The sequence below is a fragment of the Chitinophaga lutea genome (assembly GCF_003813775.1).
GTDB classification, from domain to species: Bacteria; Bacteroidota; Bacteroidia; order Chitinophagales; family Chitinophagaceae; genus Chitinophaga; species Chitinophaga lutea.
Genome location: NZ_RPDH01000002.1, coordinates 504,667 through 530,299 on the forward strand (window position 1 = coordinate 504,667; position 25,633 = coordinate 530,299).

Sequence of the window (25,633 nt, forward strand, 5' to 3'; positions counted from 1 at the left end):
CGATAATTTCTTAAAAAATTTGAGCCACATGAAAAAACTATTTGTATCTCTTCTCTTTTGCGGCGCCAGTATGGCCGTAATGGCGCAAAAAGCAAAGGTGAGCAGTGCGGATGACAATCTGAAGAGCGACAAGCTCGATGCTGCCAAAGCAGACATCGAAGCAGCCCTGGCGAATGAGAAAACCAAGGACGATGCAAGAACCTGGTATGTAAAAGGCAAAATCTATGAAGCCCTGGCGACCAAAAACAAAAGCGCAGCAGATGCACTGGTAGCCTACGAATCATTCAAGAAAGCCCTGGAAATCAACCCCAAACTGCCTGAAGCATTGCTTGAACTGAACAACCGTATGTTCAACGTATATGCAACCGTGGGTAACGCCGGTTATGGCAACCTCAATGAGCAGAAATGGGATTCTTCCTACGTTTATTTCAAACAGGCGGCTGAAATCCGCGAGTTCTACAACGGCAAAAACCTCGGTGGCTCTATTCCTACAGATACGGCTATGGTATTCTATTCCGGTTATGCTGCCCAACAGGCAGGTAAGAAAGAAGAAGCTTTCGCCAGCCTGAAAGAAGCCGCCAAACTGAAATTCAAAGGCGAGCCCGCCCTGTACGTAGTACTGGCACAACAGTATGAAGAACGCGGCGACAACGCCAACTGGATCGCCACCATCGACACCGCTAAAGCCTACTTCCCGGCCGACAAGCGTTTCAATGATATGGAAATGCTTTACTATTCCAAAACAGGGAAAACAGCCGAGCTGATTTCCATGATGGAAAAGAAAGTAAACGACAACCCGAACGATTTCGCGCTGGCACTCGATTACGCCATCCGCCTGGATAACGTAGCCAACCCCCGCGACGAAAAGGGCGCGGACCTTCCCAAGCCGTCCGACTACGACGCCCTGATGGATAAAGCCGAAGCAGCTTATAAAAAAGCACTGACGCTGAAAGCGGACGATGCTACCGCCAACTTCCAGCTGGGTGCATTGTACTTCAACCGCGCCGTGGCGTTCAACAAAGAACTGAACGGCATGGATAGCAAACAGCAGAGCTCTCCGAAAGCGAAAGAGCTGCAGGCTAAAGTGACCGCACTCATGGACCAGTCGCTGCCTTTCTTCGAAAAAGCAGACGCCGGTTTCTCCGCACAGGGTAAACTGGAACCCAGCGACAAACGCACTTACGAAAGCTGCCTCTATGCGCTGCAGAAGATCTACGCCATCAAGAGCGAGCCTGCAAAAGTAGAAGCGACCAAAAAGAAACTCGAAAGCCTGCAATAAACAAACAGGTTGTAGATAAATTAAAAAGGCAAGGGGCAATCCTTGCCTTTTTTGTTGCCCCATACTGGCCAAATTATTCCACACTGCTGTTATCCCGGCACATACATGTTAGTCCATTGCTGTTCAATCATTTATATCATTTTCAGACACTTATACATGGCGCATAAAATTATCAGGCCTTCGTGCGGCCGTTGGCATGGTAATTACCCTACTTATAGCAAGCAACTTATTCTATTAACCATATCAAATCCTTACAATTATGGGCACACAAGTAAAAACAACTACGGAAAGAGAGGCACCGCAGTATCGCCAAGCGCAACCGGGCAGTCCCCGTCATGGCCATACAAGGGAAGAAGACGACATGGAAGAATTTGATGACGACAGTAACCAGGAACTGGAAGGCTATGATGAAAACGAATTTGATGCGACAGACCGTCGTAACCGCAGGGAAGCCGAAGAAGCCGACGGCGACACTGCTGCGCACGAACGCAAGGAAGTAAGAACTCCTAGCAGAAGAGGTTTCGCCGCTATGGATAAAGAAAAACAAAGAATGATCGCCAGCAAGGGAGGCAAAGCCTCACACGGTGGCGGTAGAAAACCCAGCAAAAACAGATAGACGGAATCCGCGTTTTACTCATCTTATGGTTGGATGATGCGATTGCATCATCCAACCATTTTTATTTCTACACGTTATTGTCGTAAATTTAAAATATGAAAGCCGTAGCTGTTACCACCTTCAAAGCCATCCCGCAAGTAATGGAACTTCCCGAACCCGCCGTTAAGGAGGGCCACATCCTGATCCGCCTCGCTGCGGCAGGGCTGAACCCGTTTGACTGGAAGATGATTGACGGCATCCTGAAAGACCATATGCCACACGTTTTCCCGCTGATCATCGGCGTAGACGGCGCAGGCGTAGTGGAGGCGACAGGCCCCGGTGTGACGCGTTTCAAGACAGGTGACCGTGTATATGGTCAGATGCTGCATGCGCCTGTGGGAGAGGGCTCCTATGCCGAATTTGTAGTGGTTCCGGAGAAAGCCGCCATTGCTGAAGCACCCACAGGGATTCCGTTGACCGATGCTGCTGCGGCGCCTACCGCGGGTATGACCGCGTTGCAATTACTGGAAAAATCCGGGCTTTCGGCAGGGCAGACGTTGCTGCTGGTGGGTGCAACCGGCGGTGTAGGATCGTTTGTGACCCAGCTGGCCAGCGCCAGGGGCATTCGTGTAGCCGCTACCGTAGGCACTGCCGAAGAAACCGAAAGAATGAAAAAACTGGGGGCAACCAGCACGGTAAATTACAAGGAAAATGAGCCTTACCCCACTTCCGACGCATTGATAGACCTGATCAACAAGGGGGAGGCGTTCGGTAAAATGCTGGAATATGTAAAACCAGGCGGGGCGGCGCTCACCACACAATTCGTGGCGGATAAAAAAGCGCTCGAAGCCAAACAGCTTCACGGCGGCAACTTTGAGACCCAGGGTACACCCGCATCGCTCGATGAATTAAGGAAAGCGATCGACAATGAGGAAATCAACATCCCCGTAGACCGGAAAATAAACCTCGAACAGGCGCCGGCGGCCATTGCAGAAAGCCGGGAACTGAAAAGTAAAGGGAAGACCATTATCGTGATCAACGATCAGCTTTAGGTCGGTCCTGTCATTCTCAAAGCAACAATAGCCGGCATTACACAGCAGCCGGAAGCATCGTAAAACGCGACCGGCTCAATGATCAGCTTTGTGCTGCCAGTTCCTCCCGTGCTTTTTTCGGCAGGCCTTTCACCACCAGGTCATACGACTTTTTCGTCCATTCCAGTAACAACTTGTCGGGAATAGAACCATCGAACAGCACGGTATTCCAGTGTTTTTTATTCATATGATAACCCGGCTGCACCGCGTCGTAGCGCTCCCGTAACTCCACCGCTTCTTCAGGATCGCATTTCAGGTTAACGCTTTCAAATGCATCAACGTCTGTAAGGGCGAACAATTTTCCCATCACATAAAATACCAGGATGTTTTCCCCGAAAGGAAACCCTTCAGTGGTGCCGGGCAGTGAGAGGCAATAAGTATGAAATTTTTCGAGGTTCATCGTTAGGCGGGCCCGGGAGTTTACATGACCGGGCGCTGCAAAAATAAAGAGAAATTTCCGTCGATGGCGGCGTACGTCTTCCCGAAAAGCATTGGACAAGCGAGTCAATCCTGCCGAACAATTTTTGGTGATCTGACGGAATTATTTTACTTTACGTCAAAATAACACAAACGTACATATTCGTATTCAGGCAACCCGCCTTTGTCGCTGAATACGAAGTTCCCGGAGACCAATACCTGCAATAAAATGTTATGGAAAAACATGCCTATACCCCCTGGTTATTTACCATTTCGGATTTCATGACGCGCGAAGAATGTGATGAGCTCATTCGGAAAAGTGAGGCGATCGGTTATGAAGAAGCCACCGTTGACGTGGGAGGCGGAGAGCAGCGGATGATCAAAGGCGTACGGAATAACGAGCGTGTGCTGTACAAAGACGAAGATTATGCGGCATTTATCTGGGAGCGCCTGAAGGAATTTGCGCCGGCAGGAGATCATGACCGGAATGCCTGTGGCCTGAACGAATTGTTCCGGTTTTACAAGTACAGTCCAGGCCAGCGCTTTAAAATGCATAAAGACGGCTGTTTCATACGGGACCTGACGGAAGCCAGCCAATACACCTTTTTGATTTACCTCAATGAGGGATATACAGGAGGAGAAACCGTCTTTTCGTCGGGCGAGGTTATTTGTCCCTCCACCGGCACAGCGCTGATTTTTTACCACCCGCTCCGCCACGAAGGCTCGTTGCTCACCGAGGGTGTGAAGTATGTGCTCCGGTCTGATATCATGTACCGGTGAGATGGTGCATTGGGAAGTCGAGCCAGGAAGGTAGCGGAAATTCGCAGGAATAGGAAGTCAGATTTCGACCATTTCCGAGCAATAAACGGGCGTCACACTCATGGAAATAACACTAAATATCAATTATTTATACCTTTTACCGGAATTTTATCTACAAACTCAATGGAGCCGCCATTCAGTTTGAAAACCTTTGAAAAAAAAGCGCCTGAATCTGCCCGCAGACCGGCTACCTAAAGATCACCCGAGGCTCCATAGGGCCCTTTGAGCGAACAAACGCCGATATAACGGGGAATGGGCCTAACTCATTGAAACGGCTGCATAAAAGAGCCGCTCAATTCAAAATCGGCGGCTGCAGAGGCTCGGTTTAACCACAAAACAACTCTGCACCCATAGTAGCCGTAACCACGGGTATCTGTAAGGTGGCGCGTGTATCCAACTAGTTAATCATCAGCCAAGCATATTCAACCAAATTGCGTCGGAAATGGTGGCCAAACGATGTTATAAGTCATCATTTAATATCCAGACCCAAAACTTCCTTAAATTCCTCGGGACGCACTGCAAAATTATCCAGGACGTAGTACGGCAAGACAGTCTCATCGGGTTAGCCGGTCAAAGAAACCAGCAGCCTGACACTTAAATCTATGGAGACTAACCAACAGGTTGGAGCAGCCATCAAACAATAGAACCCCAGAGATTAATCAAATGAAAGGCAGGGGAAAAGCCTTTATTTTTATTTAACATAATGTAAATTATACTCAATATTATTAAAGCTTAATTAGCTACCAGCAAGCCTTTAGAATTTGATTTAAGCCTGAATGATCCGGAAATGAGCGGCTTGGCCAGCGCCCGGGCTTAGGTATACGCCCGGGCTTAGGTATACATCTCTTATTTGCCGTACATTCAATCAGCCGGAATATTTTCCGGAGGCCTGTGATTTTTTAAGTCTTTGAGCGAATAATGATGATGTAACAAGTAATTTCTCCATCTGATTTATGAACAACCAGGATAAACACGAAGCATTTCTGGCGGTCGTCCAGGCTCATAAAGGCATTCTTTACAAGATTGCCAATTCGTACTGCAGGAACGCCGACGACCGGCAGGATCTCATCCAGGAAATTATCCTGCAGCTCTGGCTGTCGTTCGACCGGTATTCCGGGCAGTTCAAACTGTCCACCTGGGTGTACCGAATCGCTTTGAATACAACCATTTCCTCATACCGTAAATACAGTCGTAAATCAAAGATTTCCAGTGAATTGAATGTAAATACTTTGGATTTTGCTGACAGTATGGCCTCCCCAGAGACCACCGAAAACCTGCATTTCTTGCAGCACTTTATCGACAGCCTTAACCATTTTGACCGGGCATTAATGCTCCTATACCTCGAGGAAAAAACACAGGCCGAAATGGCTGAAATCCTGGGTATCACCATTACAAACGTAGCTACCCGAATCAGCCGGATCAAACAAAAACTTAAACAAAAATTCTCAATGCTAAATAGCTAAACAATGGAAAACAATGAAATAATCTCCTTATGGAAAGCATATGGTAAGCGGCTGGATGAAAGCCTCCGGCTAAGCCGGCAGAATACACAGCACATCACCCAGATAAAGGTGCAATCCTTCCTCAGCGCAATGCGACCGTTAAAGGTATTTGCCGTGCTGGCGGGAATTATATGGGTCATCCTCGTAGATTCCCTGATTATCCGCCTCGCTCCCGTTGCAAACCTCTTTTTTCTCGTTTCCGCGGCCATACAGGTAATATTGACCAAACTGGCCATCGGTATCTACCTGTACCAGCTTATCCTCATCCACCAAACCGACATCAGTGAGCCCGTAGTGGCCACCCAGCGAAAACTCGCCGCACTGAAAGCCTCTACACTTTGGGGAGCGCGGCTCCTTTTCCTGCAACTCCCGGTATGGACGACCTTTTACTGGAATGAAACCATGCTGGCAAATGGGCACCCAATTCTGCTTACCATACAGGCCGCCGTTAGCCTTTCAATGACCATGCTGGCAATCTGGCTCTTTTTCAACATCCGGTACAGGAACCGTGATAAAAAATGGTTCAGGCTCATATTTGCAGGGAAGGAATGGACACCAGTGCTGGAGGCAATCGGCATCCTGAATGAAGTTCAAGCATTCCAGAGAGAAGATAATTAGCTAAATTTTTAAATGATGAAAATGGAGTTAGTCTGTTTATTTTGAACTAATTATCTTCTTTGAACACATACATTTTATTTTTATATAGTCATTTTTTATTGAAAATCAATTATTTATACGCTTACAGATAAGATTGAATTTCAAACAACTCCATATGAAACCTTTCTTTCCTACCACTGATTTCATCACGTAATTAACTGGCTACCAAATTTATAGACAGGATGACAGCAATTTAATATCCAAACATCTCTGAAGCATTGATATCCAGGCAGCCTTAAGAACTGTTCTCTGTCACTCAAAAGCCCTTAAAACAAAAAGCAACTGATGTTCTCATTCAGCTGCTTCTGTATCAGTCAATCTGTAAACGGTTCTTTTGATGCGTTCAGGTCAAAATTGATACCTGGCAACCCTAAAAAAGCTGCCCCTGTCCGCTTCAAAACCCCTTAAAACAAAAAAGCAGCTGAACATTCATTCAGCTGCTTCTATATCAGTCAATCTGTAATTTTAATTCAACCCTAGGCCGCCCGCTTTTCTGACGCCGCAATCTTGGCGGTTGCGGTCTGGCGAAGACGGATAATGCCCACCCAGTGCATCACTTTCATCACGGGATAAGTCGGGTCGAACTCGTACCATTTTTTGGCAAAGTTCGCACTGTCCTTATGCATGTGGTGATTGTTCTGGAACAGCTCACCCAGCAGGAAAATACCCCAGGGCTCCGAGTTACGGGAATGGTCGCCGTTGTCGTAGTTGCTATAACCGTACTTGTGACCGCACCAGTTCACCACCGCACCCTGCACAGGCCCGATCAGGAAATGGATAGGCAACAGCAGGAACCACCAGAAACTGGGCGCAAATACCGCGTAGAACGCAATGTAAATGGCCATCCATACCAGGCGGGTCGCACGGTGGTCACCGAATTTGTCCATCGCCTCCCAGGTAGGCAGCGGCTCTTTGGTAAACTGCGCATCCGGCATTTTGGTCCTCGTTACGAAGCTGGCGTAGATTTCACGGGTGTGAACCATCATATGCCAAACGTCTTTGAAGAAATGCGGAGAATGCGGGTCTTGTTCTGTATCGCTGTACTCATGGTGCATGCGGTGCATAACGCCATAAGCGCGGGGAATCAGGTAAGACGAGCCCTGGAAAAACCAGGTGCAAAAGTAAAACACACGTTCCCAACCCTTGCTGGTGTCATACATTTGGTGAGACGCATACCGGTGCAAAAAAAATGTATGGAAAAAGAGAGACAGAAACCAATGTGAAAAAAAGAAAATCAGAATCGCTATCATGTAAATACCACTTCGTTAATAGATAAGAAATAAGCCGCAAAGATAATCTAATTATCGGGCTTTCTCAGGAATTTAACTCCGTGTTAATGAATATATTAATTACGCATATAAGGTGTCAGGGGCCTATTCTATCCGCACCCGGCGCAGTTCCAGCAGGTTCAACCCGTTCCCGATAAGGCCTTTGACATTCGGCTGACGGAAGCGGACCGACATATCATAAAACAACGGTACCACCGGGGCGTCGCTGATCACCAGCTGGTCCATTTCCCGGTACAGGCCATAGCGGACGGAATCGTCGGTTTCCTGGATGGCTTTCTCGTACAGCGCATCAAAAGCGGGATTCGTGTACCGGGTATAATTCGGCGGAGAAGGGTTTTTGCTGTAAAACATCGCGAGGTAGCTCTCGGCATCAGGATAATCGGCAATCCAGCTGCCGCGGAAAAACGGCACGGCGGATTTGGCCACCTGGTCCATCAGCGTACCCTTCTGCACGATTTCCACCTGCACCGGCACACCGATTTCCTGCAACTGGTGCGCGACATAGTCCGCCAGGTCGGCGTAGATCGGGATCGACACCAGTTTGATGGGCGAAAGTCCTTTCCCTCCGGGGTAACCGGCTTCCCGGAGCAATTGCCGGGCTTTGGCGGGCTGAAAAGAATATCCTTTCACCTTTACCGAATCGAACGACGGCAAACCGGCGGGCACAAATCCGGAAATAGCGGCATGACCGATGCTGTTGCGGAGATACGTCATCATTTTCGTACGGTCAAAACCGTAGTTGATGGCCTGCCGCACTTTCAGATCGCGTAACGGGGAATTGGCCACGCCGGGTTTGGCGGGGTCCATCACAATCCCGAAATACTCGGTATTCAGGTAGGGCGCCTTCATCAGCGCTATTTTCCCTTCCCATTCCTTTTTCAGCGCGCCCTGTTTGGTGAGTACCTCATCTTTGAAAGAGGCCTCGATATCATTGATAAAATCCAGCTGGCCCTGCCGGAAAAGCAGGAACTCGGTACCCTTGCTGTCTACAAAGCTCACTTTCACCGCATCGAGGTATGGCAGCTGCCGTCCGGCGGCATCCCGCTCGAAATAACGCTGGTTTTTATGGAGGACGAGCGCCTGCCCTTCGTCCCAGAAATGGAAAATAAAGGGCCCGGTGCCGCAGGGATGCTTACGGAAGTCTTTGCCATACTTCTCCACGGCCTCATGCGGCACGATGGAGCAATACTGCATGCTGAGAATGCCCATGATCGGGTGGAACGGGCGCAGTAAAGTCAGCACGAAGGTGCTGTCGTTCGCGGCGCGAAACCCGGTAACGGGGTCCACTTTATCATTGAAGATCCACGAGCCCGGCGAGGCGGTGGCGGGATCCATCACCCGTTTGAGGCTGTACACCACATCCTGCGCCGTCATTTTCCGGCCCTTGCCGCCGGGGAACAGCTCTGAGTCGTGAAAGAACACATCCGTCCGCAGATGAAACGTATACGTTTTCCGGTCGGGCGACACCTCCCAGCTTTTGGCAAGCGACGGCACGATGTTCAGCAGGCTGTCCGGCTCCACCAGCGTGTTATAAATCTGGCGCACGGCCCAGATGATGGCCTGGTTCTTCGCAAATGCCGGGTCGAGCGAAGGAATGCCCTCCGGCTGGTTATAGCGGAAAACCATTTTGCCGTTGTGCGAAACATGGCCGCAGGCGCAGATGAAAACGGTGAAAAGAGGCAGGAGGTATCTCATAAAAAACGGCTTTAAGGTAGCCAGAAAATGACGGAAAGCCAAGAAAATCTCCCTCATCTCCCCCATTTAAAATATATTGCCGTTTAAATTATACCTGGTCATGAGAAGCCTCATTGTATGGCTGGCTGCCTTTGCCGCACTGCCTGCCGCTCACGCACAGCAAACCAAAACCTTTTCCCGGCAGGACACCCTCCGCGGCACGCTCACGGCAGACCGCAACTGGTGGGACGTCACCTTTTACGACCTCCAGGCAACCATCGACCCCGCTGCCAAAAGTATCAAAGGCCGCAATGTGATTCATTACCGGGTGCTGCAACCTTCGCAGCGCCTGCAGATCGACCTGCAGGATCCCCTCAAAATCAGCAGCATCGAGCAGAACGGCGAGGCGCTCACCTTCCGCAAAGACGGCAATGCATGGTTCGTGGATCTGAAAGCCCCGCAACCGAAAGGCAAAATCCTCCAGCTCGACATCGCATATGAAGGCCTCCCGAGAGAAGCTAAAAACGCACCGTGGGACGGCGGCATCGTCTGGGGAAAAGACTCCCTGCAGCGCCCCTGGATAGCCTCCGCCTGCCAGGGCCTCGGCGCCAGCGTGTGGTGGCCCAATAAAGATCACCAGTCGGAAGAGCCGGACAGTATGCGCATCCGCATCACCGTACCCGAAGGGCTCACCAACGTGAGCAACGGCCGCCTCCAGGGCAAAAAGGATAACGGCGACGGCACCACGACATTCAACTGGTTCGTCGGCAATCCCATCAACAACTACGACGTGGCCATCAACATCGCGCACTACGGTAACTTCTCCGACCGCTACAAAGGAGCTGCCGGCGACCTCGACCTCGATTACTGGGTGCTCGACTACAACGTTGCCCGCGCAAAAACGCATTTCAACGTGGTGAAACCTATGATGAAGTGTTTTGAATACTGGTTCGGACCCTATCCTTTTTATAAAGACAGTTACAAGATGGTGGAAACGCCTCACCTCGGCATGGAGCACCAGAGCGCCGTGGCCTATGGCAACCAGTATAAAATGGGCTACCGCGGCACCGACCTGTCGGGCACCGGCTGGGGCAAAAAATGGGACTTCATCATCATCCACGAAAGCGGCCATGAATGGTTCGGGAATAATATCACCACGAAGGATATCGCAGACATGTGGGTGCACGAATCGTTCACCAATTACTCCGAAACGCTTTTCACCGAATGCGAATACGGTAAAGACGCTGCCAATGCTTACCTGCAGGGCATCCGTAAAAAAATAGCGAACGACATACCCATCATCGGGGTATACGGCGTAAACCACGAAGGCTCCGGCGATATGTATCCCAAAGGCGCCAACATGCTGCACACCATCCGACAGATCATCAATAACGACGAGACCTTCCGGAAAATACTGCGCGGCCTGAACAAAACCTTCTATCACCAGACGGTGACCGGCCGCCAGGTAGAACAGTACATCAACAAAACCAGCGGCAAGAACTTCGACAAGGTATTCGACCAATACCTGCGCCGCACCCGCCCGCCGGTGTTCGAATACAGCCTTGTCGACAATACCCTGAAATACAGATGGGTTGCCGATGTGAAAGGATTCGACATGCCGCTGAAAGTAACCCTGGCCGATGGCAAAAAAGGGTTCATCTACCCTACTGCCGAATGGAAAACCACCCGGTTGCAGTTAAGCGCTGCTGATAAGTTTGAGGTGGACCCTAACTTTTATGTGAAGGTGCAGGCGAATTAAACAGCAATAGCCCGTGGTCTGATGTTTGCAGCATGTAACAAAACCATGCTATATGAAGAACAGGCAACAACAACTCGAAAAATTCTTCGCCGCCTACGAGCAGCGCTTCAACGATGTGCTCAACGATAAACCGGCCGATGTGGACGCTACGGCCGCCGCTTTTGCGGAATACTTTGTGGAATCTTCCCCCGCCGGTGTGATGGGTGGTAAAAACGATGAAAAGTTCAAAGAGCAGATCCCCAAAGGGAACGAGTTCTACAAAAAGATCGGCACCCTGTCCATGAAAATCGGTACGCTCGACATCACCCGACTCGATGATTTCCACGCCATCGCCAAGGTACACTGGTTATCTTCCTACAAGGAAAATAAAAACATCGAGTTCGATGTATTTTACATAGTGAACCTTGTGGGCGACGAGCCAAAGATTTTCGCTTACATTACCGGCGATGAGCAAAAAGTTTTGCAGGAAAATGGCCTTGTACCGAAACAATAGACTTACATTTGCAGCATGCGTTACAAGGTTGTCAGCATGGGAGATGCGTTGAAGGAATACCTCAACAAAAGCCGGTTCAAACCCAGGCTGATGGAGGTTCGTATACAGGAAAACTGGGAACAGGTGGTGGGTAAAACCATTGCCCGGTACACGGAAAGCGTGCAGCTGTTTGACGGCAAACTGGTGATTACCACTACGGTAGCCCCATTAAAACAGGAGCTGAATTATTCCAAAGATCGCATCATCCGGCTGGTGAACGACATGCTGGGAGAAGAAATTGTCAAAGAAGTGATGATCCGGTAGCAACCGGCGTCCTTTTATCTTATACAGCCTGCAGCTTTATGGTTGCAGGCTTTTTCTTTTATTTATTGCAGGCACTGCCTTTTAACCTGCGGCATCCGTAAGGCCAATTCAATGCGGATGCAGAAACTTGAGGGACGCAATGATGCAATCTTCAAATTGTCGTAGCAACTCCCCTCCTGCACACATTGGCAATTATTCAACCTCCCTGCATAGCCGCTTCGCCACACCATCCCCTCTCCTTCCACAACCGGCTTCGCCGGGGTCGCATTGCTTACATCGTTGACGGTGAAACGGGTACGCAGCTGCATTGCTTCAATCCCTTACGGCTGCTTCGCCACATCGCCGCTTCCTCCTTCAACAGCCGGCTGCGTCGCCTGGCCGTGTTCCTGGAGTTTGTTGATCACGCGGCTTACGTCGTTGATGGTGAGGCGGGTACGCAGGTGCGCCATCGTCATTTCTTCGTCGTCCTGGATCAGTACCACCAGGTTGTCGAGCCGTTCATCGTTTTTGCCGTCGGACAGCAGGAAGATGTTGCTGCCTTTATGCCGCATCTCCATCAGCGGTTCGAAATTGCCGCCTTTTTTCAGGTTTTCTTTCAGCAGGGCGATGGACTGCGCCGGGATCGGCTGCCCCTCCTGCAGCTGGATGGTGTAGAGTTTTACGCTGCGCACTTTTTTAAGGGCCAACTTGATGTAAGCCGCATCTCCGTCCCAGGCAGACCTGGGCACAAACCAGCTCACAATCCGCAGCGGCAGAAAACTCAGCCCGAGGCGGTGGGTTTCCCCTATCTCGGCAAAATCGTTGGTGAACTGGCGGAGCTCTTTGCGCTGGGCGGAAGCAGCGCTCAGGATAAACAGGGCGGCGAGGGTGAAAAGTATCCGTTTCATGTTCGGGGAAATAAGCAGGGTGATTGAAAAAAAGGCCGTCCCGCTTGTCAGCAGAACGGCCGCGCATATCATTTAGGGCCTTTGGGGCCTTTACTTCCTTTGTCGCCCCGGAGTTTGCCGAGGTTTTCAAAACCGTCTATCTTCATGTCTCCGGCGATGCCGGCCAGTTCGTTGAGGCTGATGTCCCCGAATACCGTGAGGGCCACGAATTCATCGGTGGAGCCCACGAGCATCACCAGTTCGGCGATGTTGCCGCTGGCATGTTCCCGTACCATGAACTTCACGTCGGCTTCTTTGTCGCGCACCGTCATCAGTTCCTCAAGGCCGGCGCCGAGGAAAGACACGGCTTCCTTGAACAGTTTCTGCCCGTCTTTGGCGTCTTCCTTCACCAGGATGCGCATGCCTTTGAGTTTGGAAGCCACGCTCACGATCTTTTTGGCGTCCGGGTCGTCCATCGACAGTTTCGAGAACATGCTGAACATCTTCGGGGTGATGTTGATCACCGTAAAGGCCGGATCGTCCTGGTACTTCAGGAAAAATTTATCGATGGTGCTCTGCGCCAGCGCAAACTGGCTGGTGCAAAGGGCGATGATGAGCAGGAAAGTTATCCGTTTCATGTGCTTGGATTTATTTTCAAAGCCCAGGGAACCTTGCGGATGCGCGGTTTCATGAGCCTTTCTTTTAGAATGGCGTTTAATTTCTGTCGTGTTCGAGTATCTCGGTAGCCTCTTGCAGGTAACTGAGCTTCTCCATTTGTGATTTCCCGCGGTTGAGATTCTTTGACAATATCTGCAGTGCTTTCTGTGTTTCGATATAGGCCAGCTTCGGATCATTATAGGTATCGCGGATGGCGTACGCGCTCCCTTCGGTCATTTGTTTTTTCTGGATAAACTGCTGCACCCCATACCCCATTCCTACACCTACCAGCAGAACGGCGGCATACTTCATCCATCCCTGCCAGAAAGGGCGAACGATAGTGGCAGTTTCCCAGGGGGCCCTGACGTCGGTGAACAGCTCGGGCATGGTATCGCCCTCCCCTTCTTCCGCATGATAATACCGGAACAGCGGCGCTGCCTCCTGCAGATCTGGCGGTAATGTGCCCTCATGAGCGGCAAAAAACTCGCGCAGCTGCAACTCTTCTACCTCCGTTGTTTCACAGGCCCAATACTTCTCCAGCAGGGCGCTGACGTTACTGTACTCCATATACATGCAAATTTTGCAATTGTTCCCGCACCTGTTTTCTGGCCCGGTGCAGGTTTATTTTAACTTCACTCATTTCGACGCCGAGCGCATCCGCAATCTCCTGGTAGCTCATGCCGTCTATGTCACGCAATTGCAGGATCGTCCGGTACTTTTCGGGCAAACGGTGGATCAGGCCGTGCACCCGCTTCATCAGGTCGCTCTGCTCCGTGCTTTGATGCGGGGTGTGCTGGTGCGCTGCCGGCACTTCCTGCGCACGGTCCAGGTCGTCCGTGATCCGGTACTTCTTACTCTTGAGCTTGTCCAGCGCCAGGTTACGGGTGATGCGCATGCACCACGCTTCCAGGTTCTGCAACTCGCCCATCTTCTCCCTGTTGTGCCACACCTTCACGAATGCATCCTGGATGATGTCTTTAGCATCCTCCTCATTGCCCAGCAACCGCAGCGCGAAGCGGAACAGCTTCTGCCGGATAGGCATGATTTGAGCAAGGAATACTTCTGACGACATTTTCAGGTTTTTGGTTTGGCGGAAGGAGGCATTCCTTCAGTGTGTTACAATAAGAAGACGACCCTCCGGAAGGTTTGTTACAAAATACGAGAAAAAAAATTGAAGGGACTGTAAATCAGTTGCTTAAACGGATGCGGGGATCCACGATGCTGTACAGGAGGTCCGCCAGCAGGTTGATGATCACGAATATCCCGGCGGTAAACAGCACCGCCCCCATCACCACGGGGAAATCGAACTTCTCCAGGGCGTCCACCGTCACCTTGCCTATCCCCTTCCACCCGAAGATATATTCCACGAAGAAAGCCCCGGCCAGCAACTCGGCAAACCAGCCGGTAATGGCCGTAATAACGGGATTGAGCGCATTGCGGAGCGCATGCCGGTATAAAATGGCCCGCCCGGCGAGCCCCTTGGCATAGGCGGTCCGGATATAGTCCTGCCCCAGCACGTCGAGCATGGCGCTGCGCGTAAGCTGTACGATGATGGCCAAAGGCCGTATGCCCAGCGTCAGGGCGGGCAGGATGAGGTTCCGCAGGTTGAGCACCCGACCCTCGAAAGGATCGATATCAAAGAGGCTGCCGGTCATATGCAGCCCGGTATAGTCCGTGAGCACGAAGCCGAACAGGTACGCCAGCACGATGCCGGTAAAAAACGAGGGCGCCGAAATGCCGATCACGCTGGCAAACACGGCGCTCGTATCCATCCAGGTATTCTGTTTGACGGCGGACAGGATGCCGAGGGCGATCCCCAGCACCGTGGCCAGCACCATGGCGGCCAAAGCAAGCACCAGCGTACCGGGCAGGGCTTCCATGAGTATTTCCCAGACGTCCTTTTTGCCCTGGTAGCTGCGCCGCAGGTAAGGTGTTTTCAGCACGAGCGCACGGTCGCCCCCCACCGAAAAAAGCGCCACGCCATTCAGGGATTCCTGCAGCTCGCCGCGGGTATGGATGCCGAGGGGCGACAAATCATTGAGATACAACAGAAACTGGACGCTCTTCGGTTTGTCGAGGTGCAGCTCCCTGCGCACGTTCTCCAGCGAAGCCACATCGGCCCGCTGGCCCAGCGTAAGCCGCGCCGGGTCGGCGGGCAGCACGTTGAAGAGCAGGAAAATCACGATCACCACGCCCAACAGGACGAGGATGCCGTAGCCCAGTTTTCGTATGAAGAAACGCAGCATTTACGGGATGTCGTTATAGTGCCATTTGCCCTTGATGGTGGCGTTGTTGAGCAACAGCAGGCAGGGCGTGCTGCGGCCGGCGGTTTTGATGGCGGTACCGTCCATCTGCAGGAACGGCATCTCAACGCGGTGCTGGGCTTTGAACAGCTCCACGTCGGATTTATTGGAGCTGGTCACCCCGAATACCACCACTTTTCCTTCCTGCGCCTGTTTGAGCAGGGCGTTCACTTTGTCTTCCCAACCGTAACCGGACTGGCTTACATCCCGCACAAGCAACAGGTATACGGGACGTGTTTCTTTCAGCACGGCGTCGTTCTGGCGGTTGCCGTCGAAGTCGGTGAGGATGAAGTCCTTGATCGCCGGTTCGGCATTGCCTTTTTTGATGAGTTTGTCTTTCCGGTCCACGTACTTCCAGGTGGAATCCTGCCAGGGGTAATTGTCCACCGTAAACTCCTGTTTCTTCCCGTCTTTTTCGTAGATCATCACGGTTTCGTACACATCGGGCGTTGAGCCGGGAGGCGCTTTCATTTTTTCCTCGATGTTGTTGCCTACTTTATACGGCAGGCAGTCCACGATAGGCAGGTGCGCCAGCGTGTACCATTGCAGCAGTATGGGAAACAGTACGGCCAGCACCATGATGATACCGGTGGCGCGACTGGAGAACAGGGGCTCGATGCGCTTGCGATAGATGAAGATCACGACGATCATCACCAGCAGGATGATATCTTTCCAGAACGATTGCTCGGCCGTCAGTTTGATACAGTCGCCGAAGCAGCCGCACTCCCGGATGAGGCCGCTGAACAGGGCGAAGCCGGTGAGGAAGGTGAAGAATATGATGAGCAACAGTAATAACAGGGAGAAGATACGCATCCTGTACCCCAGCAGCACGGCAAAACCGGCGATGATCTCGAAGGCGTTCATCACCAGTGAAAAGGCCAGCGAAAACGGCACCAGGAAAGGCAGGTGCAGCACCTCGAAAAATTCATCCATTTTGTAGCTCAGGCCGAGCGGGTCGTTGGCTTTGATAAGGCCCGAAAAAATGAACAGTACTCCTACTACCAGACGGAACAGAATCAGGATTGGTTTCATTAGAATATCTTTTGTCTTTTCAATTGCCTAATGGCATTTACATGTCATTAGAATATCTTTTGTCTTTTCAATTGCCTAATGGCATTTACATGTCATTAGAATATCTTTTGTCTTTTCAATTGCCTGAGGGCACTTTAACATGCATCAGATATTTTTTGTCTTAGCAATGGCCTGATGGCACTTGCATGTCATTAAAATAGCAATTTGTCTAGCAACTATCCCATCGCATTCGCACACATGGGATATCTTTTATCTTTTCCGGTAGTCTGACGGCACTTGCGTGTCATTAGATACCATTTGTCTTATCATTGCCTGATGGCATTCGCATGTCATCAGGTATCTTTTGTCTTCCCGGCGGTCTGACGGCACCAGCGTGTCGCCAGCATACCTTTCGCCTTATTTATACTGATTTTTCATCCAGCAGGATGAGCGCGAAAACCGCATAGTTGACGATATCTACATAATTGGCGTCTATTCCCTCCGAAATGAGGGTTTGCCCGTTGTTCCGCAGGATTTGTTTGATGCGGAGCAGTTTGGTGAGAATAAGGTCTACAAAAGACTCCTGGCTCAGATCCCGCCAGGCCTCCCCATAATCGTGGTTTTTATTTTCCATCACTTCCCGTACGAAGCGGGCTTTGTCGTCGTATAAATGTTCCACCTGCTCCAGCGGCAGGTCGGTATAAGGATTCTCTTTCGGCAGGTCCATCTGCATCAGCGCGATGATACCGTAATTGATGATGGCCCGGAATTCACCGGCGATATCGTCCTCCACCTTCTGCTGCTGCACTTCCTGGAGGTTGCGGATACGCTGGGCCTTGATAAACACCTGGTCTGCGATCGAAACCGGGCGCAAAACGCGCCACGAAGTGCCGTAATCCCTCGTCTTTTTTATAAAAACATCCCTGCTTTGCGCCACAACCGCCTGATATTGCTCCAGTGTTCTGCTCATAATTTGTGTTAAATTGCCGGTCTATCATCTTAAACCGAATGAAATTCAAAAATACATTATTACATAAAGATTTCACTATCTGTTGCCGGGGAAAGTTGGTCGACCTTTCCACCCCTGCCGTGATGGGGATTATCAATGTAACGGACGATTCGTTTTACGCCAACAGCCGCACCCGCACGCTGCACCACATCGTGGAACGCGCCGGCCAGCTGCTGGCCGACGGGGCCGTGTTCCTCGACATCGGTGCCCAGAGCACCCGCCCCGGCGCCGAGATGGTGGGCGCCCCGGAAGAAACGGAACGCCTCCTGCCGGCCATCCACGCCATCCTGCACCACTACCCGGAAGCCCTCCTGTCGGTCGACACCTTTCACGCCTCCGTGGCAGAGAAGTGCATCCTGGCGGGCGCGGCCATCGTGAACGACGTCAGCGCCGGCGACATGGACCCGGATATGCTGGCCGTTACCGCTTCCCTGCAGGCCCCTTACATCGCCATGCACATGCAGGGCACCCCGGCCACCATGCAGCAGAACCCGCAGTATACCGACGTAACGCAGGAAGTGCTCGGCTACTTCCTGCAAAAACTTCACCAATGCCGCGAAGCAGGCATCAAAGACGTGATCCTCGACCCCGGCTTCGGTTTTGGTAAAACGCTGGCCCACAACCATATATTATTGCAGCAGCTGGACCTGCTGCAGGTGGCCGGTGCGCCCATCCTCGCGGGCGTATCCCGCAAGTCGATGATCTACAGGCTCCTGGGCGGCACGCCGGCGGAAGCCCTCAATGGCACCACCGTGCTGCATACCATCGCCCTGCTCAACGGCGCGGCCATCCTGCGCGCCCACGACGTGAAGGAAGCCGTGGAGTGCGTACGCATTGTTTCTTACCAGCGCTCACTATAGCTGCGCAATTATTTTTATTTTTACCGCATGAAGGATGTATATCAATTTTATGGATTTGAGTTTCGCTGGCTGAATGTAATTGACCTGTTGATCGTAATTTTCCTGGTGATCCAGTTGTACCGCCTGCTGAAAGGCAGCCTCGCGTTCAACATTTTTATCGGGCTGCTGATGGTCTATGCCGCGTATTTCGCCGTGCGCTCGCTACAAATGCCCATTCTCACCAACATACTCGAGAACTTTATTAACGTAGGCCTCATTGCCATCATCATTATTTTTCAGCCCGAAATCCGGAAGTTCCTGCTGGTGCTGGGCAAAAAAACGCCGTTGAGCAAAGACAGCTTTTTCACCAAACTCTTCCTCCCCGACCGTTTCAAAAGTTACAAGGAAGAAGAAAATATCATCAATGAGCTCATTACGGCCGTGGGCCATATGGCCGCCAGCCAGACGGGCGCGCTGATCGTGATCGCCACCACCTACAGGGTGAAGTTCGACACGGCCTCCAGCATCGCCATCGACGGGAACGTGAGCGCCAAATTGATCGAAAGCATTTTTGAAAAGAACAGCCCGCTGCACGACGGGGCGCTGATCATCGTGGGCAATAAAATACTGGCCGCCAAGGTCATCCTGCCCGTATCCGAAAACCCCAACCTGCCTACCCGCATCGGTATGCGCCACCGCTCCGCCGTGGGCATTACCGAGCACAGCGACAACCTGGCCATCATCGTGTCTGAAGAACGCGGTTCCGTATCGTTTGCCAAAGACGGCCAGCTGGTGCAGAATGTGTCGCTCGAGGAACTGAAAGTGAAGCTGTATGAGGTGCTGGTAGACGGGATCTGATCTCTTTCCCTCCAGGTAAATTAGCCCGTCCCGCGAATACCGCCTGTCCTGCTATGCCCATAAATACAAAGTCCTCCCGTTGGTACGGGAGGATCTATGTTTGGGGGGATGACTCTATTAGAATATCTTATTTCACTTCGATTGCCAGTTGCTGTGGCCCTATATGCACCGTATAGGCGCCGGGCGGCAGCGTTTTGACCTGCAAGGTATACAACCCTTTGTGGTGGCCTCCTTCCAGAGGGATCATCCTCACCGGCTCCTGCCCGCTGTTGTAAATCGTGCATTGTACCGCACCCTTTTGCCTTTCCATTGCCGGAACCCTGATACATACATGCCCTTCCGGGGCAGGTAGCTGTTGCATCGCAACGGTCAGTGGATTCAAAAACAATATAAAACTCCAGATATACATAAGAACCTTCTTTCAGGGAATGTTGCTTCGGTTCTTACAGGAAATGATCAAAAGGATTGGATACCTCAAATATACAAAAGTTAACAAATCTGATATACTCAGATTTGTTAACTCGTTGTTAATCCGGTTTTCAAAAAGCGTCTTCGAAATGCACGATCTCTTCCCCGCCCACGCCCAGCGTGACGGAGATAATGTCGAAACGGATGCAGTCGGGCTGCAGTGCATATTGCTCGAGGTAATGCTCGGCCGCCCTTAACAGCAGTTCCTGCTTGGCGCCGTTCACCGCTTCCTCCGGCATACCGAAAAACTGGGTGCTGCGCGTTTTCACTTCCACGAATACGAGCGTGCCGCCCTGCCGGGCGATGATGTCGATTTCTTTTTTACCGGAGGTCCAGTTGATATGCAATATTTGATAATGTTTGCGCAACAGGAAATTCGCGGCTAACTGCTCTCCCTTTTTACCCAGGTCGTGATGAGATGCCATCTGATTTATCTATTTTTACGGCTTAACAATGGAAAAGATGCATCGCTCAAACGTATATTATCTTAAAGGAAAGGTACAACATTATGCCTGGGGAGGTTACAGTTACATTCCTCAATTGCTGGGACAGCCGGTGACCGACAAACCGGCGGCGGAATACTGGATGGGCGCTCACCAGAGTGCGCCTTCGGAACTGGATACGCCGCAGGGACCGGTTTTGCTGAATGAATATATCGCCTCCGCGCCGGCGGGCGTGCTGGGTGCAGCCGCTGCCGAAAAGTTCGGGGAACTGCCCTACCTGTTCAAGATACTGGATGTTAAAGACATGTTGTCCATCCAGGTGCATCCCACCAAAGCCGAAGCGGAAAAAGGCTTCCGGCGGGAAAATGAGGCGGGCATTCCCCTCAGCGCCCCCAACCGCAATTATAAAGATGCCAACCACAAACCGGAGATCATGGTGGCGCTCAGCGAATTCTGGCTGCTGCACGGGTTTCTGCCGGAAGACAAACTGAAAAAAGTACTGCAGGAAGTGCCCGAGCTGCGCTCCCTCGCAGGCACCTTCGAACAGGACGGTTATTTCGGCCTGTATAAAAAAGTGATGGAAATGCCGCAGAACGAAGTGAACGCCCTGCTCCGCCCCCTCGCGGAACGCGTGCTGCCCGCCTACAAAGCCGGTCAGCTGCAGAAAAGCGACCCGGCCTTCTGGACGGGCCGTGCCATCGACAACGACCCCGCCGGCCTGGAGCGGCTCGACAGGGGCATCTTCTCGATCTATTTTTTCAACATCGTATATGCGGCCCCGGGAGAAGCGGTTTTCCAGGATGCGGGCATCCCCCACGCTTACCTCGAAGGCCAGAACGCCGAACTGATGGCCAATTCGGACAACGTGCTGCGCGGCGGCCTCACCCCCAAGCACATCGATGTGCCGGAACTGCTGAAGCACACCCGCTTCGAGGCCGTGCACCCGAACATCCTGAAAGGGGAACCCGTGCATAACGGCCAGGAACGCATCTACCCCACCCCCGCACCTGATTTTGTGATCAGCACCATCACCCTGAAGGCCGGCGACACCTACCAGCATACGGCCACGGCGCCGGAAACCTGGATCGTGCAGGACGGCGAAGGCCAGGTGAACGAACTGCCGATCCGCCAGGGCTCTTCCGTGTTCATTCCCTTCGGCGTGCCCTATACGCTCACGGCCGGGTCCGGACTGGTAGTCTTTAAAGCAGCTATCCCTTAATTGATTATATTTGTATTGTTAAAGAACAATCCGTATGAAGAAAGAAACATTATCGAACATCATCCTCATAGCCGCGCTCATCTTCCTGACCACGCTCGGCCGGCTGGCGACCAATTACATGGCCATCTATAATTTCACCGCCATCGGCGCGGGCGCATTGTTCGCCGGCGTGGTGCTGAAAGAGAAAAAGTACGCATACATCGTTCCGCTGGCCGCTCTTGTGCTCAGCGACATATTCTTCCAGCTGTTCACCGAAATCCCCGGCTTCTACGGCGGCGAAATGCTGTTCGTATACGGCGGTTTCGTGCTGATCACCTTCATGGGCACCCGGATCCGCAAACCGAAAGCGGGCAATATATTCCTGGCATCCATCGCATCGGGCCTGATTTTCTACCTGGTATCGAACCTGGGCACTTTCCTGTTCCGCGACATGTACCCGCATACTTTCAGCGGCCTGCTGGCCTGCTACTATGCCGCCATTCCGTTCTACAAAAACGAACTGTTCGGCAGTTTCTTCCTGAACACCATCATGGGCAACGTATTTTATACCGGCCTCCTGTTCGGTGCCTACAGCCTGCTGAAACCCGTTTTCGTGAAACAGACCGGGAACAGGGAACAATTCGCATAAGTTCTCCAAACATATTTGGAAAAGCTTCCGCCTTAGGGTGGAAGCTTTTTTTGTTGGGGTATGCCTTTACAGGAAATTGCCTGCCACGGTAGATATGCCAGGATCAATACCCTTCATAACAATAAAATCGTTACATTTAGAAGGATGCCGGTTGACCGCCAGCTTCATATCGTTTTAACCCTTACTGCCATGAAAAGTTTGCTGCATATTCTTTGCCCACTCCTCTTATTTACCAGTGCCACTGCGCAAAAGGTACAACGACCGACATTTGAAGGCAACAAACCGTTTGAAACTTTCATGGCGATCCATTTCAGGGTGACGCCGGAGGTAAGGGATTCGATGACGGCAGGCAACGGCACGGCCGCGGTAGTGTTTTCATTCGTGATCAACGGGCAGGGACGGGCAGACAGCCTGGTGTTCCATGAAAGCACACCTACGGCGCTGGAAAGCGAAATACGCCGTCTCCTCGCCAAGCCGGAAAACCGCTGGAAGGCGGCAACGCGTAAGGGGCAGCCGGTGGTTTCCGCGCCGTTCTTTCAGAGTATTTATATTGTCTATGAGGAAACAGATAAAGCGGCAGAAAAAATTGCATCGTTGACGTCGCGTTACCGGCACTTTGCCTATCAGTCATTGCCCAACTGGCAACGGGGCAGTATAGTGATCGAGCCCATGCAGGTGACCGTTTTCCAGGGAATCGTGTGTGATTTCAAGGTAAAGCCGCCGATAGACGATTTACCTTCAGGTTACACCACCTCTCGTATCCCACCGCTTCAAAAACCCGTCGTTTTCCTGCAGCTCCGTCCACAAACCAGCGGCGCTGAAAAACATTGAACCCGTTTTTATGACGGGCAAGCAGGAAAAGTAAACAACCTGGAAAATAGAAAAGGTCACCTCCCGGCAGCCCTTTTCATACAATGATTTATTCCTTACCTGGCGGCGGCTGAATATGCACATCGCGCTGGGGAAACGGTATCACGACCCCTTCCGCTTTGAACAGCGCATGTATGGCCTGTATCATTTCACTGTTCACCTGCCGCCATTCGGAAATATGCCTTACCCAGAACACAAGCTCGATGTTGACCGAACTGTCGTCGAACGATTTGGCCAGCACGCTGGGCACCGGAAAGTGCAGTATCCTTTCATCTTTTTCGAGGAGCGGCCGCAACAGGCCGATCACCCGCGGCAAATCCGTACCATAGGCCACGCCCACTATAATGTCGACCCGCCGAACATTCCGCCCCATCGTCCAGTTCACCAGGTCTTGCTGCAATAGCTGCCCGTTGGGTATGATGATGCACGCGCCGTCGATACTGGTCACTACGCTGCTCCGGAACCCGATCGACTTCATCGTGGCCAGTTTACCGTTGATCTCTATCAGGTCGCCCACGCTCACCTGCTTTTCGAATGCAATGATGAGACCGCTGACGAGGTTATTGACCAGGCCCTGCAAACCGAGGCCGATGCCCACGCCCAGTGCGCCGAGAATGATGGTAATGCGGTCGAGCGGGATGCCCGTGGCCGCGAAAGCAAGGAAAAGCCCCAGGCTGAAGATAAAGATGCGGATGAGCAGGATCCAGTTGCCCAGCCCCATTTTCCCGGCTTTCTCCTGGTGGCCAGCAGGCTCCGCGGCAAAGAAGGAAATCAGCCGCGACAAAAACGCGGCACAAACGAGGATCAGCACAAACACCAGGATGGTATTGATGGAAAACTCATAATGGCCCAACGTCCGCTGGTCCGACAAAAAGTTGTTCAGCGGATCTGCCAGCAATTTGAACCCGTAAAAATTCCTGCCGACGAGAATAAACCAGCCCACCACCAGCAGTACATAAAACAATGCCGGTACCTTCTGGCCCACCCGGCTGAAATTGAGGTAAAACAGACGGCGGTCGGGATGTTTGTATATCATGGCGGCCAGACCGAGCCCTTCGTTGATCAGGCGCACGGTCCAAAGAAACAGGATGGCGATGAGCACGCCGGCGTATCCGCTGACCATAAAGGTTTTGGAGAGATTGTGCCGGCCATATACGTTAAACGCCAGGGCGACGCTTTCCATCGCGCATACGAACGCGATAAAATAGAGGATATTCTTTTCCCGCAGGTCGTGGCGGTGTTTGCTGCTTAAAATGTAACCGGTGTACAGGATGCCCGCCAGCTGCAGCGCCAGCATAAAGTACCGTTCCGTCCGCGATGCCTGCAGGATGAAGTTATCGGCGCCGGCCAGCACGAACAGGGTTATCATCACTATCCAGAAACTCATCCAGAAACCGGTAATAAAACGGCTGAAGATAAAAGCCAGGCAAACGGCGGATACCACCCACAGCACATAGTTGATGATGAACGGGGGCGACTGGAACATGAACTGGAAAATACTGATCGAGATGAGCGCGGCCGACAGCAAGGGATACCGCACCACCAGCTGCTCCTTATGATCGCCTGTCAGCAGCCCGCCCGCAGCCAGCTGCCGTTTCAGCGACCGCAGGAATATGCAGGACGCGACGATCACCAGCAGGAGCACCAGGAACCTGCCGCCGTTATCGGTTACGTAAAACCGCAGCAGCAGTGCTTCTTTCGCCCAGGAGAAGCGCATGATTTCTTCGAGTGGCCGCGAAAAGGCAACCGGCCCCCAGATGTTGCTGAACTCGCGCCGGAAAGTTTTGCCGGACAGGTCCTGGCGGTAGATCTCGATATCTTCCAGGGCCGACCTGATTTCGAACACGAGCGGGTCGAGCCTGAGCTGGAGATTCTGGGCGTTGGCGGTCGCCAGTTTGAGGCTGCTGTCGATGGGCCGTACTTCCCGGACAACCACCGCCAGTTTTTGCACATACTTCACCAGCGCCGCGGAATCCCCCGGGAAAAAATACAGCGCTGAATCTACGGACAGTGAGTCTATCCGGTCTTTAAAACCGATCAGGTCGCTGGTATAACGGTTGAGCGCCTGCTGCCGGTGCAGGGCCGACTGGTACAACTCAGCAAGAATGGCCGCCGATACGGTCAGGTTGCGTTGCGTCTGGTTGCTGCCTTTATTGGTGAATACGCCGTCTTTCACAATGGCAAGGCTGGCGGCGGTTTCCTCTATTTCAGCCGCGAGCCCGGCGTTGCCGGCGCTCTTTTTCAGGTAGATTTTAGCCTGTTCCAGGGTGCGCTTCATCTGCTCGATCAATTCCCCCTGGCGGATCCGAATACGGCCTTCCCGGTATTCCTGGAGGTTCCGGGCAGCGCCGCCCTGCACCGCCTGTTTCACGCGGCTTACCACATCATTGGCGGGCGGAAGCGCGGCGGTATCCGCGGTGATGGAAGTGGTGTCCATGTGCTGTTGCGCGGAAACCGTACCGGCCCAAAAACAGGCCGCCAGCACCAGTAATCGCATGAAGCGCGCGGCGGGCTTTGCTGCCGCGGTGGAACAGAAATGAAACGAAAGGAAATGTTGAAGTTTGTCAGGGCAGTTCGTCCGCAT

27 protein-coding genes are annotated in these 25,633 nt (G+C 52.1%); 14 read left to right on the forward strand and 13 right to left on the reverse strand.

The window, feature by feature from the left end; all coding sequences use genetic code 11:
• The first annotated feature begins 28 nt into the window (after nucleotides 1–28).
• The 3 genes from EGT74_RS14300 (at nucleotide 29) to EGT74_RS14310 (ending at nucleotide 2,926) form a co-directional block, all read left to right on the forward strand.
• Nucleotides 29–1,279: a tetratricopeptide repeat protein gene (locus EGT74_RS14300; protein WP_123847269.1), complete on the forward strand. Its 1,251-nt coding sequence runs from the start codon at nucleotides 29–31 to the stop codon at nucleotides 1,277–1,279.
• A 259-nt stretch (nucleotides 1,280–1,538) separates the two neighbouring features.
• Nucleotides 1,539–1,895, forward strand: a complete 357-nt coding sequence (locus tag EGT74_RS14305) for a KGG domain-containing protein (RefSeq protein ID WP_220392880.1) — start codon at nucleotides 1,539–1,541, stop codon at nucleotides 1,893–1,895.
• Nucleotides 1,896–1,990: 95 nt separating this feature from the next.
• A complete protein-coding gene (locus EGT74_RS14310) occupies nucleotides 1,991–2,926 on the forward strand; it encodes an NADP-dependent oxidoreductase (protein WP_123847270.1) in 936 nt (311 codons plus the stop codon).
• Nucleotides 2,927–3,008: 82 nt separating this feature from the next.
• On the opposite strand, the gene EGT74_RS14315 is transcribed toward EGT74_RS14310, so the two are convergent.
• The gene (locus EGT74_RS14315; protein ID WP_123847271.1) at nucleotides 3,009–3,365 is read right to left on the reverse strand and encodes an MmcQ/YjbR family DNA-binding protein; all 357 of its coding nucleotides are present in this window, start codon (nucleotides 3,363–3,365) and stop codon (nucleotides 3,009–3,011) included.
• 251 nt (nucleotides 3,366–3,616) lie between these two features.
• Here EGT74_RS14315 and EGT74_RS14320 point away from each other — a divergent pair, with 251 nt between their 5' ends.
• The 3 genes from EGT74_RS14320 (at nucleotide 3,617) to EGT74_RS14330 (ending at nucleotide 6,321) form a co-directional block, all read left to right on the forward strand.
• Complete coding sequence (locus EGT74_RS14320) at nucleotides 3,617–4,162, forward strand: 2OG-Fe(II) oxygenase (protein WP_123847272.1); 546 nt, start codon at nucleotides 3,617–3,619, stop codon at nucleotides 4,160–4,162.
• Nucleotides 4,163–5,154: 992 nt separating this feature from the next.
• The gene (locus EGT74_RS14325; RefSeq protein WP_123847273.1) at nucleotides 5,155–5,664 is read left to right on the forward strand and encodes an RNA polymerase sigma factor; all 510 of its coding nucleotides are present in this window, start codon (nucleotides 5,155–5,157) and stop codon (nucleotides 5,662–5,664) included.
• 3 nt (nucleotides 5,665–5,667) lie between these two features.
• Nucleotides 5,668–6,321, forward strand: a complete 654-nt coding sequence (locus tag EGT74_RS14330; RefSeq protein WP_123847274.1) for a hypothetical protein — start codon at nucleotides 5,668–5,670, stop codon at nucleotides 6,319–6,321.
• Nucleotides 6,322–6,836: 515 nt separating this feature from the next.
• Here EGT74_RS14330 and EGT74_RS14335 read toward each other — a convergent pair.
• A complete protein-coding gene (locus EGT74_RS14335; protein ID WP_123847275.1) occupies nucleotides 6,837–7,610 on the reverse strand; it encodes an acyl-CoA desaturase in 774 nt (257 codons plus the stop codon).
• A gap of 123 nt (nucleotides 7,611–7,733) precedes the next feature.
• On the reverse strand, nucleotides 7,734–9,344 hold the full coding sequence (locus EGT74_RS14340) for an ABC transporter substrate-binding protein (protein WP_123847276.1): 1,611 nt from the start codon (nucleotides 9,342–9,344) through the stop codon (nucleotides 7,734–7,736).
• 100 nt (nucleotides 9,345–9,444) lie between these two features.
• Between EGT74_RS14340 and EGT74_RS14345 the strand changes: the two genes are divergently transcribed.
• Genes EGT74_RS14345 through EGT74_RS14355 form a run of 3 tightly spaced genes read left to right on the forward strand, consistent with a single transcriptional unit; the run spans nucleotide 9,445 to nucleotide 11,878 of the window.
• Nucleotides 9,445–11,082, forward strand: a complete 1,638-nt coding sequence (locus tag EGT74_RS14345; protein ID WP_123847277.1) for a M1 family metallopeptidase — start codon at nucleotides 9,445–9,447, stop codon at nucleotides 11,080–11,082.
• A gap of 52 nt (nucleotides 11,083–11,134) precedes the next feature.
• Nucleotides 11,135–11,575 (forward strand): hypothetical protein, encoded by a 441-nt coding sequence (locus EGT74_RS14350; protein WP_123847278.1) that lies wholly within the window; start codon nucleotides 11,135–11,137, stop codon nucleotides 11,573–11,575.
• 15 nt (nucleotides 11,576–11,590) lie between these two features.
• Nucleotides 11,591–11,878: a DUF721 domain-containing protein gene (locus EGT74_RS14355; RefSeq protein ID WP_123847279.1), complete on the forward strand. Its 288-nt coding sequence runs from the start codon at nucleotides 11,591–11,593 to the stop codon at nucleotides 11,876–11,878.
• A 320-nt stretch (nucleotides 11,879–12,198) separates the two neighbouring features.
• Here EGT74_RS14355 and EGT74_RS14360 read toward each other — a convergent pair whose 3' ends face one another.
• The 7 genes from EGT74_RS14360 to EGT74_RS14385 form a co-directional block, all read right to left on the reverse strand.
• The gene (locus EGT74_RS14360; RefSeq protein WP_158618154.1) at nucleotides 12,199–12,765 is read right to left on the reverse strand and encodes a DUF4252 domain-containing protein; all 567 of its coding nucleotides are present in this window, start codon (nucleotides 12,763–12,765) and stop codon (nucleotides 12,199–12,201) included.
• 68 nt (nucleotides 12,766–12,833) lie between these two features.
• Nucleotides 12,834–13,382 (reverse strand): DUF4252 domain-containing protein, encoded by a 549-nt coding sequence (locus EGT74_RS14365; RefSeq protein ID WP_158618155.1) that lies wholly within the window; start codon nucleotides 13,380–13,382, stop codon nucleotides 12,834–12,836.
• Between the two features lie 76 nt (nucleotides 13,383–13,458).
• Nucleotides 13,459–13,968 carry a hypothetical protein gene (locus EGT74_RS26935; RefSeq protein WP_158618156.1) on the reverse strand — a complete coding sequence of 170 codons (510 nt, stop codon included), beginning with the start codon at nucleotides 13,966–13,968 and terminating at the stop codon, nucleotides 13,459–13,461.
• The gene (locus EGT74_RS14370) at nucleotides 13,955–14,473 is read right to left on the reverse strand and encodes an RNA polymerase sigma factor (protein ID WP_123847282.1); all 519 of its coding nucleotides are present in this window, start codon (nucleotides 14,471–14,473) and stop codon (nucleotides 13,955–13,957) included. The genes EGT74_RS26935 and EGT74_RS14370 overlap by 14 nt, the downstream gene beginning before the upstream one ends.
• A 115-nt stretch (nucleotides 14,474–14,588) precedes the next feature.
• Nucleotides 14,589–15,647, reverse strand: a complete 1,059-nt coding sequence (locus tag EGT74_RS14375) for an ABC transporter permease (RefSeq protein WP_123847283.1) — start codon at nucleotides 15,645–15,647, stop codon at nucleotides 14,589–14,591.
• Nucleotides 15,648–16,736: a BT_3928 family protein gene (locus tag EGT74_RS14380; RefSeq protein WP_123847284.1), complete on the reverse strand. Its 1,089-nt coding sequence runs from the start codon at nucleotides 16,734–16,736 to the stop codon at nucleotides 15,648–15,650. It abuts the gene before it with no gap.
• A 400-nt stretch (nucleotides 16,737–17,136) separates the two neighbouring features.
• Nucleotides 17,137–17,685, reverse strand: a complete 549-nt coding sequence (locus EGT74_RS14385; RefSeq protein WP_123847285.1) for a DUF1599 domain-containing protein — start codon at nucleotides 17,683–17,685, stop codon at nucleotides 17,137–17,139.
• Between the two features lie 38 nt (nucleotides 17,686–17,723).
• Here EGT74_RS14385 and folP point away from each other — a divergent pair, with 38 nt between their 5' ends.
• On the forward strand, nucleotides 17,724–18,584 hold the full coding sequence (folP, locus tag EGT74_RS14390) for a dihydropteroate synthase (RefSeq protein WP_123847286.1): 861 nt from the start codon (nucleotides 17,724–17,726) through the stop codon (nucleotides 18,582–18,584).
• 27 nt (nucleotides 18,585–18,611) lie between these two features.
• Nucleotides 18,612–19,421, forward strand: coding sequence for a diadenylate cyclase CdaA (cdaA, locus tag EGT74_RS14395; RefSeq protein ID WP_123847287.1), 810 nt, complete (start codon nucleotides 18,612–18,614; stop codon nucleotides 19,419–19,421).
• Between the two features lie 127 nt (nucleotides 19,422–19,548).
• On the opposite strand, the gene EGT74_RS14400 is transcribed toward cdaA, so the two are convergent.
• A complete protein-coding gene (locus EGT74_RS14400) occupies nucleotides 19,549–19,731 on the reverse strand; it encodes a hypothetical protein (RefSeq protein WP_123847288.1) in 183 nt (60 codons plus the stop codon).
• A 229-nt stretch (nucleotides 19,732–19,960) separates the two neighbouring features.
• Nucleotides 19,961–20,314 (reverse strand): YraN family protein, encoded by a 354-nt coding sequence (locus EGT74_RS14405; protein WP_123847289.1) that lies wholly within the window; start codon nucleotides 20,312–20,314, stop codon nucleotides 19,961–19,963.
• 37 nt (nucleotides 20,315–20,351) lie between these two features.
• Between EGT74_RS14405 and manA the strand changes: the two genes are divergently transcribed.
• From manA to EGT74_RS14420, 3 genes are all read left to right on the forward strand, one after another.
• Complete coding sequence (gene manA, locus EGT74_RS14410) at nucleotides 20,352–21,551, forward strand: mannose-6-phosphate isomerase, class I (RefSeq protein ID WP_123847290.1); 1,200 nt, start codon at nucleotides 20,352–20,354, stop codon at nucleotides 21,549–21,551.
• Between the two features lie 34 nt (nucleotides 21,552–21,585).
• Nucleotides 21,586–22,179, forward strand: a complete 594-nt coding sequence (locus EGT74_RS14415) for a DUF6580 family putative transport protein (protein ID WP_123847291.1) — start codon at nucleotides 21,586–21,588, stop codon at nucleotides 22,177–22,179.
• 189 nt (nucleotides 22,180–22,368) lie between these two features.
• The gene (locus EGT74_RS14420) at nucleotides 22,369–23,010 is read left to right on the forward strand and encodes a hypothetical protein (protein ID WP_123847292.1); all 642 of its coding nucleotides are present in this window, start codon (nucleotides 22,369–22,371) and stop codon (nucleotides 23,008–23,010) included.
• Between the two features lie 88 nt (nucleotides 23,011–23,098).
• Here EGT74_RS14420 and EGT74_RS14425 read toward each other — a convergent pair whose 3' ends face one another.
• Complete coding sequence (locus tag EGT74_RS14425) at nucleotides 23,099–25,546, reverse strand: mechanosensitive ion channel family protein (protein ID WP_158618157.1); 2,448 nt, start codon at nucleotides 25,544–25,546, stop codon at nucleotides 23,099–23,101.
• Nucleotides 25,547–25,633: the final 87 nt, after the last annotated feature.

Excerpts from the sequence above, each read along its gene's own strand:
- EGT74_RS14400 (WP_123847288.1), bottom strand. The coding sequence starts at position 19,731 with ATGGAAAGGCAAAAGGGTGCGGTACAATGCACGATTTACAACAGCGGG.
- EGT74_RS14350 (WP_123847278.1), top strand. The coding sequence starts at position 11,135 with ATGAAGAACAGGCAACAACAACTCGAAAAATTCTTCGCCGCCTACGAG.
- EGT74_RS14405 (WP_123847289.1), bottom strand. The coding sequence starts at position 20,314 with ATGGCATCTCATCACGACCTGGGTAAAAAGGGAGAGCAGTTAGCCGCG.
- EGT74_RS14380 (WP_123847284.1), bottom strand. The coding sequence starts at position 16,736 with ATGAAACCAATCCTGATTCTGTTCCGTCTGGTAGTAGGAGTACTGTTC.
- EGT74_RS14365 (WP_158618155.1), bottom strand. The coding sequence starts at position 13,382 with ATGAAACGGATAACTTTCCTGCTCATCATCGCCCTTTGCACCAGCCAG.
- EGT74_RS14320 (WP_123847272.1), top strand. The coding sequence starts at position 3,617 with ATGGAAAAACATGCCTATACCCCCTGGTTATTTACCATTTCGGATTTC.
- EGT74_RS14300 (WP_123847269.1), top strand. The coding sequence starts at position 29 with ATGAAAAAACTATTTGTATCTCTTCTCTTTTGCGGCGCCAGTATGGCC.
- EGT74_RS14375 (WP_123847283.1), bottom strand. The coding sequence starts at position 15,647 with ATGCTGCGTTTCTTCATACGAAAACTGGGCTACGGCATCCTCGTCCTG.
- EGT74_RS14355 (WP_123847279.1), top strand. The coding sequence starts at position 11,591 with ATGCGTTACAAGGTTGTCAGCATGGGAGATGCGTTGAAGGAATACCTC.
- EGT74_RS14385 (WP_123847285.1), bottom strand. The coding sequence starts at position 17,685 with ATGAGCAGAACACTGGAGCAATATCAGGCGGTTGTGGCGCAAAGCAGG.
- EGT74_RS14415 (WP_123847291.1), top strand. The coding sequence starts at position 21,586 with ATGAAGAAAGAAACATTATCGAACATCATCCTCATAGCCGCGCTCATC.
- folP (WP_123847286.1), top strand. The coding sequence starts at position 17,724 with ATGAAATTCAAAAATACATTATTACATAAAGATTTCACTATCTGTTGC.
- EGT74_RS14345 (WP_123847277.1), top strand. The coding sequence starts at position 9,445 with ATGAGAAGCCTCATTGTATGGCTGGCTGCCTTTGCCGCACTGCCTGCC.
- EGT74_RS14305 (WP_220392880.1), top strand. The coding sequence starts at position 1,539 with ATGGGCACACAAGTAAAAACAACTACGGAAAGAGAGGCACCGCAGTAT.
- EGT74_RS14420 (WP_123847292.1), top strand. The coding sequence starts at position 22,369 with ATGAAAAGTTTGCTGCATATTCTTTGCCCACTCCTCTTATTTACCAGT.
- EGT74_RS14310 (WP_123847270.1), top strand. The coding sequence starts at position 1,991 with ATGAAAGCCGTAGCTGTTACCACCTTCAAAGCCATCCCGCAAGTAATG.
- cdaA (WP_123847287.1), top strand. The coding sequence starts at position 18,612 with ATGAAGGATGTATATCAATTTTATGGATTTGAGTTTCGCTGGCTGAAT.
- EGT74_RS14340 (WP_123847276.1), bottom strand. The coding sequence starts at position 9,344 with ATGAGATACCTCCTGCCTCTTTTCACCGTTTTCATCTGCGCCTGCGGC.
- EGT74_RS14370 (WP_123847282.1), bottom strand. The coding sequence starts at position 14,473 with ATGTCGTCAGAAGTATTCCTTGCTCAAATCATGCCTATCCGGCAGAAG.
- EGT74_RS14325 (WP_123847273.1), top strand. The coding sequence starts at position 5,155 with ATGAACAACCAGGATAAACACGAAGCATTTCTGGCGGTCGTCCAGGCT.
- EGT74_RS14360 (WP_158618154.1), bottom strand. The coding sequence starts at position 12,765 with ATGAAACGGATACTTTTCACCCTCGCCGCCCTGTTTATCCTGAGCGCT.
- EGT74_RS14330 (WP_123847274.1), top strand. The coding sequence starts at position 5,668 with ATGGAAAACAATGAAATAATCTCCTTATGGAAAGCATATGGTAAGCGG.
- manA (WP_123847290.1), top strand. The coding sequence starts at position 20,352 with ATGCATCGCTCAAACGTATATTATCTTAAAGGAAAGGTACAACATTAT.
- EGT74_RS14335 (WP_123847275.1), bottom strand. The coding sequence starts at position 7,610 with ATGATAGCGATTCTGATTTTCTTTTTTTCACATTGGTTTCTGTCTCTC.
- EGT74_RS14315 (WP_123847271.1), bottom strand. The coding sequence starts at position 3,365 with ATGAACCTCGAAAAATTTCATACTTATTGCCTCTCACTGCCCGGCACC.
- EGT74_RS14425 (WP_158618157.1), bottom strand. The coding sequence starts at position 25,546 with ATGCGATTACTGGTGCTGGCGGCCTGTTTTTGGGCCGGTACGGTTTCC.
- EGT74_RS26935 (WP_158618156.1), bottom strand. The coding sequence starts at position 13,968 with ATGGAGTACAGTAACGTCAGCGCCCTGCTGGAGAAGTATTGGGCCTGT.